The sequence below is a fragment of the Paenibacillus sp. LC231 genome (assembly GCF_001860525.1).
Classification (GTDB): Bacteria; Bacillota; Bacilli; order Paenibacillales; family Paenibacillaceae; genus Paenibacillus_AQ.
Genome location: NZ_JFOM01000054.1, coordinates 1 through 14,885, shown reverse-complemented (window position 1 = coordinate 14,885; position 14,885 = coordinate 1). Strand labels below are relative to the sequence as shown.

Sequence of the window (14,885 nt, the reverse complement as noted above, 5' to 3'; positions counted from 1 at the left end):
AGGAGGTAGACAACATGTTGAAATTGGATCTTCAGTTATTCGCATCGAAAAAAGGTGTAGGTTCCACAAAGAACGGTCGCGATAGCCAATCGAAACGTCTTGGTGTGAAACGTGCAGACGGTCAAGCAGTGACTGGCGGCAGCATCTTGGTTCGCCAACGCGGAACGAAAATTCATCCAGGCACGAACGTGGGTATCGGTAAAGACGATACTTTGTTTGCGAAAGTTGACGGCGTTGTGAAATTTGAACGTTGGGGTCGTGATCGCAAGAAAGTGAGCGTCTACCCGGTTGATGTCGCTCCAGTAGCGGCTGCAGTAGAAGCTTAATCGTTTCTTATGCTGCATACAGAAGAAGCCTTTCGGCATCGTTGCCGGGGCTTCTTTTTTTGTGAATAACGCAAAGATTATCATCCAGGGGATGAACCGTCCTGAAGGTCTATGATATACTGGGATTTGGTGAATGTAACCAATTGCTGTTGAAAGACGAGGAGAAGCGATGAAATCCTGGAAATGGATAGCAGCTGGGGCGGGGTTAACCTCCGTAATACCCGTAGCATGGATGGTATGGAAACCGACTTTGGCTGCAGGAGCAGTGTTAACGGTTTGGGCTGTCGCTGCGTCTGCCTGTGGAGCTTGGCTTGTCCGGAAATCGGAGGAGCGCAGGCAGCAAGCCATCATTCGGAATGTGGAGCAGACGGCGATTCAGATGCTGAATCACCATCGTCATGATTGGATGAATGAGCTTCAAATTTTGTACGGCTACATTCAACTTGGAAAGCTTGATAAAACAGTGGGTTCTGTGGAAAGAATAAAGGACAGGATGGCGACGGAAAGCAGAATCTCTAAGCTGGGCATTCCTTCGCTGGTTTTTTATTTACATTCATACCGTACGTACAGCAGCAATCTGCAGCTCGACGTTGAAGTTGTGGACCAGGTACAACTGGAAGACAAAGTATCGCCACAAACGGCGGAGTCTTTTACCGAAGCTATCATTCAAACGGTGAGAGCTTTTCAATTGAGCGGAAAAGCGTCTTGGGGGGATACCCGGCAATTAACATTAACATTTATGGAGCAAGAACAAGAGCTGATGGTATGGGCACAAGGAGAAGGATCCTTTGGAGACCCGGACAGCTTGAAGCTTCAGATTGAACAATCCGTAAAAGGCGAAGGCATTCGGGTAGAACAAACGGAGCCGGGGGAGACCTCGTATCGTTTGTATTTGCCGTTTGTGACTTGAGGAAGGTGATTTCATGTTTGTAGATAAGGCAAAAGTATATGTAAAAGGCGGAGACGGCGGCGATGGTCTCATTGCGTTCCGTCGAGAGAAATACGTTCCTGAAGGCGGACCTGCCGGCGGAGACGGCGGTAAGGGCGGCGACGTGATTTTCCGGGTGGACGAAGGACTGCGCACGTTGATGGATTTCCGTTACCAGAAGCATTTTAAGGCTAAGCGCGGGGAAAAAGGCCGCAATAAAAGTCAGCATGGCGCCAATGCGGATAGCATGATTGTCCGTATCCCGCCGGGTACGATCTTAACGGATGACGATACCGGTGAGGTGATTGGCGATTTGACCCGACACGGTCAACAGGTTGTTGTTGCAAGAGGAGGCCGTGGAGGGCGAGGCAATATCCGCTTTGCTACCCCGAACAATCCGGCGCCTGAGCTTGCCGAGAACGGCGAGGAAGGCGAAGAGCGTTACGTAACCATGGAACTTAAAGTGATGGCTGATGTAGGTCTCGTCGGGTTCCCAAGTGTAGGCAAATCAACCTTGTTGTCCGTTGTATCTGCGGCTCAGCCAAAGATCGGCGCATACCACTTTACGACCATAACGCCGAATTTGGGAGTTGTTGAGGTTGGAGACGGTCGCAATTTTGTTATGGCTGACCTGCCTGGTCTGATTGAGGGTGCTCATGAAGGCGTGGGACTTGGTCACGAATTCCTCCGGCACGTGGAAAGAACACGCGTCATTGTCCATGTCGTGGATATGGCAGGCACGGAAGGAAGGGATCCGTTTGAGGACTGGGAAAAAATCAATGATGAAATCAGGCTCTACAACCCGGTTCTGGTCGAACGGCCGCAAATCGTAGCCGCTAATAAAATGGACATGCCGGAGGCCGAAGAGTATCTAGCGGCCTTCAAAGAGAAGCTGAAAGAGATTCGTCCGGACATCGAGGTCATGCCCATCTCCTCGCTGACCCGTCAGGGTATTCAGGAACTCCTTTACCGCACGATCGATGTGCTGGAGAGCATTCCGGACGAGCCGGCCATTGAAGAAGTATCCGAGGTTTCCGAGCGCAAGGTTTATAAATTCAAAGCGCAGAACGACAACTCCTTCACCGTTACTAGGGATAATGAGATGTATGTGGTGCATAGCGAGCGAATTGAGCGGATGCTGAAACGGATGCAGATGAATTCGCATGATGCCATTCTGAAGCTTGCAAGAACGATGCGTCATATGGGCGTCGATGAAGAACTTCGGAAACGGGGCGCGACAGAAGGCACCATTGTACGAATTGGTGATTTCGAATTTGAATTTGTTGAGGGCAGCAGCTACTATTAATGCGCAAAAAATACGTTTGTAAGAAAATACCGCAAGGTCTGTTTAACAGCAGGCTTGGCGGTATTTTTTTTTTGGAGGAAGTTGTGTCTCAGATATCACGTAAACATGCTCTGTGTTTTACGGCAACGGTTAGGAAGTTGTTCAGCGATATCATTTTCCACTTAGGTTTCCAAATTTTGCATCCACATATCGGGTAAATCGTATACAATGGTAGTACAATAGTCCTTATCCATAGACTATCAGGATGGAAGGAACGGTGTATAAAGGAGAGTAGAACTATGGCTATTATTGAAGTTGTAAAATACGATGGACCGCCGGATGTGTTTGCCTGGCGTTATCCGAATCAGGAGTTAGGCACTTGGACCCAACTCATTGTTCATGAGACACAGGAGGCAATCCTGTATAAGGGTGGTCAAGCTCTGGATTCCTTCTCGGCTGGACGGCATACACTGAGTACGGCGAATATACCAATATTATCCAATCTAATCAATCTTCCATTCGGCGGGAAGTCTCCCTTTACGGCAGAAGTCTGGTTTGTGAACAAACTTCGTTCACTGGACGTGAAATGGGGGACCAGCTCGCCGATCCAGCTGCAAGATCCAAAATACAATATTATCGTATCGGTCCGGGCTTTTGGCCAATTCGGCGTACAGATCAGCGATCCGCGAAAGTTTCTGGGGACCATGGTTGGCACACTGCCGACTTTTGACCAAAGCACACTGATTAAATATTATCGCGGCGTACTGATGTCCAATATTACAGAAATCATATCCTCCTATATCGTTCGCAAAAAAATCAGCGTTGTGGAGATCAATGCTTACATAGCGGAAATATCGAAGCACATCATGGAAGCGATTGCGCCTTCATTTGAAGAAATGGGGATCACCCTGCTGAATTTCTATGTGGACTCCATCAACATACCGGAGAATGACCCGGCAGCTGTTCGAATCAAGGAAGCGTTGGCAAAGAAAGCGGAGATGGACATCATCGGATATACCTATCATCAAGAAAGAACCTTTAATACGCTGGAGGGGGCGGCAAAGAATCCCGGCAGCCCGGCAGCGGTCATGGGAACCGGACTGGGTATGGGACTTGGGATGGTTGGTCCGATGTACGAGACCGTGGGGAAAATGTTTGAGGGTTCGAAGGATCCAGGAAAGAATGAGCCCCATATCAAACAGAAGGCATGTACCCAGTGCGGAACACTGAGTGCGGAAGAAGCACGATTCTGTTCGGGATGCGGACAATCGCTTCAGGTGCAGGCTGAGGAGGAACTGGCGAGAACCGTTCATTGCAACGATTGCGGGCAGCCACTGCCTCCGAATGCCAAGTTTTGCCTTCACTGCGGTGACCCGTACCATGCATGCCCTGAATGTGGCCATGACCACCCCGCCGGTGCCGTCGAATGTCAGGATTGCGGTGCAGCGCTTCCTATGCCTTGCAGGGCATGCGGTGAACTGGTGGATGCGGAAGCCAAGTTTTGCCCGCACTGCGGGTCAAGCCATGCGCTAACATGTCCTGGATGTCATCATGAGATCAAACCGGGTCAGAAGTTTTGCATGGAGTGCGGACATAAATTGATGTGAAGCGAAAGTGAGGGAATAGAGTGAGTACAAGAACCACAAGTCGAAACGGATTATGGCTGGCTGCGGCAGTGCTTCCGGTCTTAACCATCCTTCTGTTCGGATTGATCGGAGGGATCGTTCAGCTGAATGCTTGGATATCGGGCATCGCTCTCGGATGCGCCGAGGCGGCCATTCTCGTCTTTATCGGTTTTGTTGTCCACCGGCGCAAAGCGGCCTCGCCAGGAGCTCCTTTTTATATTGCTTCAGGCGTCATTATAGGAGTCTATGCCATTTCCGTTTTGCTGGAGGTCATTCTGCTGGGGTATTTATTTAAGCTGCCTGAATCTTCTTATTTTATGATTCATCTTATAACCTTCCTGGGGTTCTCGGTGGTTTTGGGACTGATAGGTCTGGCGGGAAAATATGCAGGAGCTCATGAACAAAAGGAAAGTGATCATCTGGCGGTTAAGAAAGAGACGGTGGCCTGGATCGGGGGAATCCGAAGAAAACTAGGTGAGATGCCAGGAGAGAACATTCATTCGTTAGACCGGCAGATGGCCGAGCTGGAGGAAACGCTTCGTTATAGCGATCCTATCACGCACACCTCTTTATATGAAGTGGAGCATATGATCCAGCAAAAAATCGCATTGTTGGAGGACCAAGTGGCGCTGATCGGAGAGACGCAAGCAGAACAACGCGATGAGCTGGCAGAGCAAACCGTTCACATCATCCGCGATATTCTTAGAACGGTACAGGATCGCAACACCGAACTTCTGAAGGTAAAAGCGGGATCAACCTAATGCAGATGATAGAGGGGATAGAATATGGGAGCGTCTGATCTGAAGCGCTTTAAACAGAAGTTCACGACCATGGATTATTGCATTATCGCGCTGGCGGTTCTGTTTTTTCCGCTGGCCATTGTGATGGCGGCTGTTCGGGTGCTTGTCACCCATCGCCATAATCACTGTAAGGGAAGAAACAACCGGCTCTTCGGGTGGGTTCTGGTCATAACCTATGGAATCATTGAATTGCTTATGATCCTCGCGACGATTGATGATAAAGATGTCGACGGCCTCTATTCGGCTTCCATCGTATGGGGCGTTATTATACTGGTTCCAGCCATCATCATGCTGTTGATTGGCAAGAAAGAAGATAAGAAATTCAACCGTTTGCTGCAATTTTATTCGAATGCCATTATGCAAAGAGGGCTCGTCCAAATTGAACATATCGCTCGAGAGGCAAGGCAAAAGCCGGCCCATGCCGTCCAAGATATCACGTTCATGTTTGAACGGCATATGCTGCCTAATGGAAAGCTGGACAATGGAGTTGTCGTCATCCCCTCCTTGCAGAGGAGATCCCAGTCTTCATTCCAAGGAGAATTTGTTTCGCGCAGCGGGCAGCGAGTGCAGTATTCACTAGGTCAAGTTGCGGTTGAACCAGCGCCAATAACCCGAAACGAAGCGGAGCCCGATCCAGGGCCGAAGTCTGTGGAATGCCCGGGCTGCGGGGCAAGGTCGGTCGTAACGCATTTGGAGAAAAAAGAATGTGAGTATTGCGGTTCGGTGATTGTGGCTTAACATTAGTTATGCGTCCGATTAACAAAATTGAGGAGATCGTGGTATGAGCACTCCAATAAAGCCCTTTAAATCGCAATTTTCAAAATTCGATTATTTTATTATTGGCTTGACGTATGTGTTTTTTCCATTAGCGTTGATCATTGCTGGATTTCGTATTTTGCCTACACAACAACATCACAGTTACAGGGGAAGAAATGCAAGGCTGATGGGATGGGTATTGTTCGGTTCGTACATTATGACTTCTGTGATCTTTTTACTGGCGAGCGAAACGAGTGAGGAGTTCTTAAACGACAATTTAGCAATGGCATTGTGCCTATTAGTCCCTGCCATGCTGCTGCTTGTTGCTGCTGACCTGGCAGACAAGAAATTCCGAAAGCTGTTGAGAATTTATGCAGAGGCCGTTTTGCAGCGGCGTCTGATTTACATCAATCATATTGCGATTGCAGCGAATCAAACTCCATCCCATGTGGTCCGTGATTTGAACTTTATGATCAAGGAGCGGATGCTCCCTTACGGGAAGATTGAGAATGGTGTGCTGATGATCACTTCATTGCATAGAGAGTCAGTAAAGCCAGCCGAGATTCAGCAGGATATTGGATCGAAGTCTGTGGAATGTTCAGGCTGTGGTGCAAGAACCGTGATTTCACACCAAGAGAAAAAAGAGTGCGAGTACTGCGGAACGATCATTGTTGCTTAGATTTCACGCGGACCGTTTGAACTCAAATCGAAAGCATGGTTGTTTTATCGGCAGTCTCCGCATACCGGAGACTGCCTTTTCTTACGCATCATTTACAATTTTGACGTGAATATCGATGTGTTCCGGTTTGAATTGCGATATAGTATAGGCTATAGAGTTGACATATAAATATCGGGTTAACCAAAAAAACTGGACACTTATGTATTGCCCTTACATGGTATATCCAGTATAATGTCCACTATACGAATACAGTAGTCTTTGAGGAGAGGACGTTTGTGAAGGAACGCTACTATTTGGTCCGGGAAGACATCCTTCCCGAGGCTGTGGTTAAGACGATGCAAGTAAAAAAATTGCTGGCATCGGGAGACGTTAGAACGGTCCATGAAGCCGTTGAACAGGTTGGGCTTAGTCGAAGCGCTTTTTATAAGTACAAGGATGGAATCCATCCCATCAATCAACTGGAACGTGATGAAATCGTAACGATTTCTATCGATATGGAACATCGCTCTGGGATGCTATCCGAAGTGCTGGGGCTGGTAGCGGGTGAAGGCGGGAATGTGTTAACCATTCATCAGAGTATTCCGCTGCAGGGAATCGCCAATGTCGTGATTTCCGTCGAAGTTTCCCGACTGAATGAGGAGCTGGATGACCTGCTTGACGGATTGAGGCGAATAGCTGGAGTAAGAAGAGTGCAGATGATAGGCCAAGGTTAAGTTATGACGAATTAAATAGATATCTATGTGATGGGATACAGGAGGTTGTGTATTAATGAAACCGGTCAAGGTAGGGCTTTTGGGATTAGGAACCGTAGGAACAGGGGTTGTCCGCATCGTAGAGGGACACCAGGAGGATTTGAGCAGCCAGGTTGGTTCGCCGATTACGATAGAACGTATCGCTGTCAAACATTTGGAGAAGTACCGCAGTGTCAATGTGGATCAGAATAAACTGACGGAAGATCCATGGGCGGTCATCCGCGATCCCGAGATTGATGTCATCGTTGAAGTGATGGGCGGGATCGAGCAGACGAAAACCTATATTCTCGAAGCGCTTGAGCGCGGCAAGCATATCGTTACCGCGAATAAGGATCTGATGGCTCTCCACGGTGCCGAAATATTAGCCAAGGCGCAAGAGAAGCAGTGCGACGTGTTCTACGAGGCGAGTGTTGCTGGCGGTATTCCCATTATCCGCACGCTGATTGAAGGCTTCTCCTCGGATCGTATCATGAAAATTATGGGGATCGTGAACGGTACAACCAACTTTATTCTGACCAAGATGAGTCAAGAAGGCGCATCGTATGAGGATGTTCTGGCCGAAGCCCAGGAACTGGGTTATGCAGAAGCTGACCCGACCTCCGATGTAGAAGGATTGGACGCGGCACGCAAAATGGCGATTCTCGGCACACTTGGCTTCCGCACGAACGTCGAGCTCCAGGATGTAACCGTTAAGGGAATCTCGCAAGTGACCAAAGAAGATATCGCTTATGCGAAGCGTTTGGGTTATGAGATGAAGCTTCTGGGTATAGCGGAGCGTCAGGACGATGAGTTCAGCATCACGGTTCAGCCTACGATGGTTCGGAAAGGACATCCTATCGCAGCCGTGAATGGGGTATTTAACGCGGTTTATGTATACGGGGAAGCTGTAGGCGAAACGATGTTTTACGGAGCCGGAGCAGGTGAGATGCCAACCGCTACATCCGTTGTGGCTGACCTGGTTGCCGTTATCAAGAATCTGAAGCTCGGCGTCAACGGTCTCAAAGCCATCGTTCCTTACAAACCGAAGAAACTGAAAACCGATGAGCAGATCATGTATAAGAACTTCATTTTGCTTCATGTCGACGATAAGGCAGGTGTACTTGCCCAAATTACGCAGGTGTTCGCTGAATATAACGTCAGCCTGGAATCCGTTGTCCAGCAGCCGAACGAGCATAATCCGGACGCAGAGATTATCATCGTCACGCACAATGCGAGCAAAGCCAATATGGATGAAGTGTTGAATCATTTTGAAGGGCTGGAAGTCATTCGCCGGATTAAAAGTGTTTATCGTGTTGAAGGATAAGGGATTAGAACTCATTAAATAACCCTATATAATTTTTTCTTAAGAAAAGGAGAACAAGAGAGATGCCGTATGAAGGATTGCTTCAAACCTACAGAGAATATTTGCCGGTGAATGAGCGTACTCCGCTTCTAACGCTTAAGGAAGGGAACACCCCTCTGATCAAAGCTGTGAATTTATCCGAAGAGCTCGGAATTGATCTGCATTTCAAATTTGAAGGGCTAAATCCTACGGGTTCATTCAAAGACCGCGGGATGGTGATGGCCGTAGCGAAAGCGATGGAAGAGGGAAGCCGCACCATCATGTGCGCTTCAACGGGCAATACGTCTGCAGCAGCTGCTGCTTATGCCGCTCGTGGCGGATTGAATTGTATCGTAATCATTCCCAACAACAATATTGCGCTGGGCAAGCTCGCCCAAGCGATGATTTACGGAGCGAAGGTCATTGCGATTGAAGGCAATTTTGACCGCGCGCTGGAAATTGTGCGCGAGATTACGGCGAAGCATCCGATTGCGCTTGTAAACTCCGTGAATCCTTATCGAATCGAAGGCCAGAAGACGGCTGCATTCGAAGTCGTTGACCAGTTAGGGAAAGCGCCGGACGTGCTGGCCATTCCGGTCGGCAATGCGGGGAACATCTCCGCTTACTGGAAAGGATTTAAAGAATACCAGGCTGCGGGGAAATCGTCCTCTCTGCCGAAAATGCTTGGATTTGAAGCGGAAGGAGCAATGGCCATCGTGAAGGGAGAGCCTATTGCGAATCCGGAAACGGTAGCGACTGCGATCCGTATCGGGAACCCGGCCAGCTGGAAAACCGCGGTTGCTGCCGCTGAGGAATCCGGCGGACAGATTAACTATGTTACGGACGAAGAGATTTTGGAAGCATACCGCAAAATCGCATCGCGTGAGGGCATTTTTGCCGAGCCAGGATCGGCTGCCTCCATCGCAGGCGTTTATAAAATGAAGCGCGAAGGATATTTTAAAGGCGGAGAGTCCGTAGTCTGTGTGCTGACAGGGCATGGGCTCAAAGACCCGAATATCGCCATTTCTACCGTAAACGCCGAACCGCTCGTCGTATCAGATACGGAATCAGCCGTAATGGATGCTATTGCTAAGCTTGAAGGAGCTGCACGGGTATGAGTTTGTCCCAAGGTGTCCGGGTGAAGGTACCGGCCAGTACGGCTAATTTGGGACCCGGATTCGATACACTCGGCATGGCATTGTCTATGTATTCCTGGATCGAGATGAAGGCGTCGGAGCGGACCGTATTTCACCTTCATGGTGATGAGATGGGCGGTCTGCCGACCGATAAGAGCAACCTGATCTATAAGGTGGCTCAGATGGTTTTTGAAGAAGCGGGACAGGCTGTTCCCGATCTCGAGATTTCCATGTATTCCGAAATTCCGCTTACCCGCGGTCTTGGCAGCAGTGCTTCGGCGATTGTAGGGGCGCTGGCGGCTGCCAATGCGCTGATCGGTTCACCCCTGCCGGATTCCAAGCTTTTTGATATGGCAACGAATCTTGAGAAGCACCCGGATAATGTAGGAGCTTCATTATTTGGAGGGATTATTACGGCTGTATGGGACGGAACTCATGCGGATTATATACGTATTAAACCTCCAGCAGACCTCGGCACGCTCGTTGTTATTCCTGATTTCGAATTGGCAACATCCAAAGCAAGAGAAGCGCTGCCAGCCCAGGTCAGTTTAGCGGATGCTGTGTATAATATTAGTCGGTCCTCCTTGATGACCGCGGCTCTTTCTGCAGGCAGACTGGACTTGATATCTGCCGCAATGCAAGACCGGATTCATCAGCCTTATCGGGTACCGCTTGTGCCAGGGATGAGCAAAATTTTGGCCGAAGCGACAAGCCACGGAGCGCTGGGGATTGCGCTAAGCGGAGCGGGCCCGACGATGATTGCGTTGGTGGATCGGAACGATTCGCGGGTAACAGAATTGAGCGCGTATTTAGTGCAGACGATGAAGGCGGAAGGAATCTCGGCTTCGTGCTACCCGTTGAATCCAGTTGCCGAAGGCGTCCAGCTCTTGGAAGATATAAACAATAGATCCTTTTTGGATATGATTAGAGGGGAAGTTACCGCATGAAAAAAATAGCCTTGTTGCCCTCAGGATCGGTATCTCATGAAGCGATACTTTATCTCCTTAACGGTGAGCCGGTGGAGTTTGTCCACCATAAACTGATCTCTGATGTATTTATGTCTACAGTAGAAGGAAAAAGCGATTACAGCGTAATCCCGATTGAGAATACCATCGAAGGTTCTGTGAGCCTTCATATGGATTGGTTGGTCAATGAGGTGGATCTGCCTATGCAGGTGGAGTGGGTCTATCCTTCCATTCAGAACCTGATCGGAAATGCTGCCGAGTTCCAGTCCAATGACGGTACGATGGATTACAGTAAAATCACAAAAATTTGGTCTCACCAAGTAGCAACGGCCCAGTGCCGTCAGTTCCTCGCGAAGGCCGCGCCACAGGCTGAGTTGGAGCAAGTAGGCAGCACCTCGGAAGGGGTTAAAAACGTAAAGGAAAATCTCGGCCAGGGATGGGCGGCGATCGGCACTACACTAGGCGCTGCCACTCACGGATTAAACGTGCTTGCCGAGCGTATTACCGACCATGATAATAATTACACCCGGTTTGTATTAATCGGACGCGAGCCGATTTTAGTCAACCGTTCGCCGGAGCACATCAAGACCAGCATTCTCGTGACCCTCCCAGAGGATGTGCCGGGAGCGCTGCATCAGGTGCTTTCGGCGTTTGCTTGGCGGCGCCTGAATCTGTCGCGGATTGAATCCCGTCCGACGAAGAAGAAGCTGGGTAATTACTATTTTTACATCGATGTCATGGCCGCAGCAGATTCCGTTCTGTTGGTCGCCGCCATGGGAGAGATTGAAGCGCTGGGATGTGTGGTTCGTGTGCTGGGTACTTATCCGGGCTATGCGTACGAGAGTGAGAAAATGGAGGTTAAGTAAATGTCAGAGCAATGGATCTATCTGGATGGAGAATTCGTCACAAAAGAGAATGCAAAAGTATCCGTTTTTGATCATGGATTCCTGTACGGAGACGGCATATTCGAAGGGATTCGGATATATAACGGCAACATCTTTAAGTGCAAGGAACACTTGGATCGGCTGTACGATTCCGCCAAGTCCATCGATTTAGTCATCCCATTGGCATATGATGAGCTGCTGGAGGCTATGGCCGAGACGATTCGGCGCAACGATATGCGAAACGGGTACATCCGTATCGTAGTATCCCGAGGTGCAGGCAATCTGGGTCTGGACCCGCGTCGCTGCCCTAAACCAACGGTGTTGATCATTGTGGAACAGCTGGCGATCTACTCCGAAGAAGCTTATCTTAACGGTTTGAAGGCCGTATCCGTAGCCCAGCGGCGCAACATTCCGGATGCGCTCAATCCGAAAATCAAGTCTCTGAACTATTTGAACAACATTCTTGTGAAGATCCAATCCAACTTTGCGGGAGCGGATGAAGCGATCATGATGAACGCACAAGGATATGTGACGGAAGGCTCAGGGGACAATATTTTCATCGTGAAAAACGGCGTGGTCACCACGCCTCCGTGCTACCTTGGTGCGCTTGAAGGCATTACGCGCCAGGCGATTATCGATTTATGCGATAAACTCGGCATCAAATTGAAAGAAGAGCCTTTCAGCATGCATGACGTTTATATAGCAGACGAAGTGTTTTTTACAGGAACCGCAGCTGAGGTCATCGCCGCTCGTGAAATTGATGGACGGATGATCGGAAAAGGGCAGGCTGGTCCGATTACGCTTCAACTGCTCGAGGAATTCCGCAAAATTGTGGATCAAGACGGTTATAAAGTATGGGAATCCTAACGTTTTAGGACAGCTAAATAAACGACTTAAACCATCCTTTCATGTCGATGAAAGGATTTTTTTTGCCCAGAGGGATGTCAATCGCCTATTCCGTGCATAGGATGTAGTAACGAAAGCGGGCGAATAACATGACGCCTAGAAGAGTGTAGGAGGTTTTAGCGGCGTGAAGATACACATCGTCAAGGAAGGCGACACCCTATATGAGCTGTCCAAAAAATACGACGTTCCATTAGCGAAAATCATCGATGCTAATCCACAGCTGGTGGATCCGAATAAGCTCGATGTCGGTGCCAAAATCAAAGTACCGACAGAGCCTGTTCCGGTACCAGGCGGCAGCCAACCCATTATCCATAAGCATACGGTAAAGCAGGGGGACTCCCTCTGGAAACTGTCGAAGGCATGGGGCGTAACCCTGAAGGAAATTATTGATGCCAACCCGCAGCTTAAAAATCCGAATGCCCTGCTGGTTGGAGAGGTCGTGAACATCCCTTCATCAGGCGTATATTCGGAGTCGGGCACAGATGACGGGGTTTCGATGAGCAGTGGCAGTGGTTCGAACCCGGGCAAGAAGAAGCCGGGCAGTAAGGATTACACCGGAGTGAAGGAAGAAATCACAGCACCGATCGAGAAGCCACCGGTTGTACCGGAAGTTAAGGAACCCGAGCCGCCGATTTTACCAAAACTGCCTGAGATTTCACCATTCCCCGAGGAGCCTAAAAAATTCGAACCGGAGCACAAACCGGAGATTTTACCTGAAATCAAGAAGCCGGTCATCCTGCCGGAGGTCAAGAAACCAGAGATCCTGCCAGAGGTGAAGAAACCGGAGGTCCTGCCGGATTTTAAAAAGCCTGTAATCATGCCTGAATTCAAGCCGGAGTTCAAACCGGAGTACAAACCAGAGTACAAACCGGAATACAAACTGCCATATAAACCAATAGAGCCGGAGTTTACGCACCCTGTCAAAACCATGCCGTTACCTTACCCAATCCATCCTATGGCCGAACCATGTCCGCCGTTTGCGGAGATGCCACTTCATATGATGCCGCATCCTTGTCCGGAATTTCCTTTTCAAGAAGCTCCTGCATTTATGATGCCTCCATACGGTGGTTATCATGAAGGACCATGTGGCTGCCATGAAACTAAACATTGGCATGGAGCCGATTACGGCACAGCTGTCCATCCGTATCACCATATACCGCAGGAAGCGATGCCTGTATCCTATAATGAAGGCTGGGGAAATGTACCTTCAGGATATCCGGGTGTTTCTGAACAGCCCATGAGCTTGGAATATTCCCAGTTCTCAATCACGGAATCATATACAGGAAATGTGGGTTCCGATTACCATCCATATCCTGAGCATCATCACACAGCGGCGACATATGGTTATGTTCCGTCTCCTTGCGGATGCCATGGGGGAGAAGTTAGTCCATACCACAATATGCCACAGCACGGGTACCCACAACATGGGCATCACCAGTACGCACCCGACATGGCGGTACCGTATCATCCGTGGCAGGGTGGAATGGACTACAATGCTGGGGGATACGGCCATCCGTCCGCACTCATGGGAACTCAAGGAGCATATCCTCCATTTGTAAATCCATATGAACCAAACTGGAATGATCGGCAAAACGACCAGCCGTTCGATTCGGCATTCAATCCGTCGGCTCCATACGAAGCGGAGCAATCCAATATGTCGGTCAGCAGTGAAATTGAGAATGATACGGAACCATCCGTTTCCAGAGATACTTCCATTGAAGAGAATGCCAAGGAGAGAGCTAAAGTCCATCGTCAGCAAGCCAATAAAACAAGAACAGCAGCCAAGAAATCACGCAAGCCTCAAGGTTCATCAAAAGGCAAGCGCCACAATCCCTGGATCAAGGGTTAAGACATTATCAATGAAGTCCAGGTTACAGCTAAACAAAAGGGACCACATCTTGGTCCCTTTTGTATGCTCACCGGACATACTGTCTATGAATCTATTGTATTGTGATACTGCCGACCGCCATTTATAAATGAAATCCATTTGGAAGAAATTATGTATTGCTATCGAATCAAAAAATATGATACATTATAAATCCAGTCGCGAACAGCAAGATTGCGATGGGATAGAGGAGAACGAAAGTAATGAAGAACTTAACTTAAAAAGAACTCAAAAAACTTTCTAAAAAAACCTCTTGCATTATCGAAACAAACATGATATATTATAAGAGTTGCTGGTGCGAACGAGATTCGCCGGTAACGAAGAAGTTGATCTTTGAAAACTGAACAACGAGTGAGTAAAACGAACCACTTTGGTGGGACGTTGAAATAGAGAATTGAACAAATTCTCGTCAGTTAAGAAATGAGCAAGTCAAACACTTTATTGGAGAGTTTGATCCTGGCTCAGGACGAACGCTGGCGGCGTGCCTAATACATGCAAGTCGAGCGGACCTGATGGAGTGCTTGCACTCCTGATGGTTAGCGGCGGACGGGTGAGTAACACGTAGGCAACCTGCCCTCAAGACTGGGATAACTACCGGAAACGGTAGCTAATACCAGATAATTTATTTCACAGCATT

14 protein-coding genes and 1 rRNA gene are annotated in these 14,885 nt (G+C 48.8%); all 15 read left to right on the top strand.

Going from position 1 to position 14,885, the window contains the following annotated elements:
- Positions 1-14: 14 nt before the first annotated feature.
- Positions 15-326 carry a 50S ribosomal protein L27 gene (gene rpmA, locus AK95_RS29055; protein WP_071223405.1) on the top strand — a complete coding sequence of 104 codons (312 nt, stop codon included), beginning with the start codon at positions 15-17 and terminating at the stop codon, positions 324-326.
- 169 nt (positions 327-495) lie between these two features.
- On the top strand, positions 496-1,236 hold the full coding sequence (locus AK95_RS35015) for a Spo0B domain-containing protein (protein WP_071223404.1): 741 nt from the start codon (positions 496-498) through the stop codon (positions 1,234-1,236).
- A 13-nt stretch (positions 1,237-1,249) separates the two neighbouring features.
- Positions 1,250-2,560, top strand: a complete 1,311-nt coding sequence (gene obgE, locus AK95_RS29045; RefSeq protein WP_071223403.1) for a GTPase ObgE — start codon at positions 1,250-1,252, stop codon at positions 2,558-2,560.
- Between the two features lie 278 nt (positions 2,561-2,838).
- A complete protein-coding gene (locus AK95_RS29040) occupies positions 2,839-4,146 on the top strand; it encodes an SPFH domain-containing protein (protein ID WP_071223402.1) in 1,308 nt (435 codons plus the stop codon).
- 20 nt (positions 4,147-4,166) lie between these two features.
- Complete coding sequence (locus AK95_RS29035; protein WP_071223401.1) at positions 4,167-4,925, top strand: FlxA-like family protein; 759 nt, start codon at positions 4,167-4,169, stop codon at positions 4,923-4,925.
- A 24-nt stretch (positions 4,926-4,949) separates the two neighbouring features.
- On the top strand, positions 4,950-5,702 hold the full coding sequence (locus AK95_RS29030) for a hypothetical protein (protein ID WP_071223400.1): 753 nt from the start codon (positions 4,950-4,952) through the stop codon (positions 5,700-5,702).
- 43 nt (positions 5,703-5,745) lie between these two features.
- On the top strand, positions 5,746-6,399 hold the full coding sequence (locus tag AK95_RS29025) for a hypothetical protein (RefSeq protein WP_071223399.1): 654 nt from the start codon (positions 5,746-5,748) through the stop codon (positions 6,397-6,399).
- 275 nt (positions 6,400-6,674) lie between these two features.
- The gene (locus tag AK95_RS29020) at positions 6,675-7,112 is read left to right on the top strand and encodes an ACT domain-containing protein (RefSeq protein WP_009594028.1); all 438 of its coding nucleotides are present in this window, start codon (positions 6,675-6,677) and stop codon (positions 7,110-7,112) included.
- Between the two features lie 55 nt (positions 7,113-7,167).
- A complete protein-coding gene (locus AK95_RS29015) occupies positions 7,168-8,454 on the top strand; it encodes a homoserine dehydrogenase (protein WP_071223398.1) in 1,287 nt (428 codons plus the stop codon).
- 62 nt (positions 8,455-8,516) lie between these two features.
- Entirely contained in the window at positions 8,517-9,590 is a 1,074-nt protein-coding gene (thrC, locus tag AK95_RS29010) for a threonine synthase (protein ID WP_071223397.1), read from the top strand.
- Positions 9,587-10,555 (top strand): homoserine kinase, encoded by a 969-nt coding sequence (thrB, locus tag AK95_RS29005; RefSeq protein ID WP_071223396.1) that lies wholly within the window; start codon positions 9,587-9,589, stop codon positions 10,553-10,555. Before thrC ends, thrB begins: the two co-directional genes overlap by 4 nt.
- Positions 10,552-11,439, top strand: coding sequence for a prephenate dehydratase (pheA, locus tag AK95_RS29000; protein ID WP_071223395.1), 888 nt, complete (start codon positions 10,552-10,554; stop codon positions 11,437-11,439). The genes thrB and pheA overlap by 4 nt, the downstream gene beginning before the upstream one ends.
- Positions 11,440-12,324, top strand: coding sequence for a branched-chain-amino-acid transaminase (gene ilvE, locus AK95_RS28995; RefSeq protein WP_071223394.1), 885 nt, complete (start codon positions 11,440-11,442; stop codon positions 12,322-12,324).
- A 163-nt stretch (positions 12,325-12,487) separates the two neighbouring features.
- The gene (locus AK95_RS28990; protein ID WP_071223393.1) at positions 12,488-14,212 is read left to right on the top strand and encodes a LysM peptidoglycan-binding domain-containing protein; all 1,725 of its coding nucleotides are present in this window, start codon (positions 12,488-12,490) and stop codon (positions 14,210-14,212) included.
- A 474-nt stretch (positions 14,213-14,686) separates the two neighbouring features.
- A 16S ribosomal RNA gene (locus AK95_RS28985) occupies positions 14,687-14,885 on the top strand; the annotation flags it as partial.

Excerpts from the sequence above, each read along its gene's own strand:
- AK95_RS29030 (WP_071223400.1), top strand. The coding sequence starts at position 4,950 with ATGGGAGCGTCTGATCTGAAGCGCTTTAAACAGAAGTTCACGACCATG.
- thrB (WP_071223396.1), top strand. The coding sequence starts at position 9,587 with ATGAGTTTGTCCCAAGGTGTCCGGGTGAAGGTACCGGCCAGTACGGCT.
- ilvE (WP_071223394.1), top strand. The coding sequence starts at position 11,440 with ATGTCAGAGCAATGGATCTATCTGGATGGAGAATTCGTCACAAAAGAG.
- rpmA (WP_071223405.1), top strand. The coding sequence starts at position 15 with ATGTTGAAATTGGATCTTCAGTTATTCGCATCGAAAAAAGGTGTAGGT.
- pheA (WP_071223395.1), top strand. The coding sequence starts at position 10,552 with ATGAAAAAAATAGCCTTGTTGCCCTCAGGATCGGTATCTCATGAAGCG.
- AK95_RS35015 (WP_071223404.1), top strand. The coding sequence starts at position 496 with ATGAAATCCTGGAAATGGATAGCAGCTGGGGCGGGGTTAACCTCCGTA.
- AK95_RS29040 (WP_071223402.1), top strand. The coding sequence starts at position 2,839 with ATGGCTATTATTGAAGTTGTAAAATACGATGGACCGCCGGATGTGTTT.
- AK95_RS29015 (WP_071223398.1), top strand. The coding sequence starts at position 7,168 with ATGAAACCGGTCAAGGTAGGGCTTTTGGGATTAGGAACCGTAGGAACA.
- obgE (WP_071223403.1), top strand. The coding sequence starts at position 1,250 with ATGTTTGTAGATAAGGCAAAAGTATATGTAAAAGGCGGAGACGGCGGC.
- thrC (WP_071223397.1), top strand. The coding sequence starts at position 8,517 with ATGCCGTATGAAGGATTGCTTCAAACCTACAGAGAATATTTGCCGGTG.
- AK95_RS29025 (WP_071223399.1), top strand. The coding sequence starts at position 5,746 with ATGAGCACTCCAATAAAGCCCTTTAAATCGCAATTTTCAAAATTCGAT.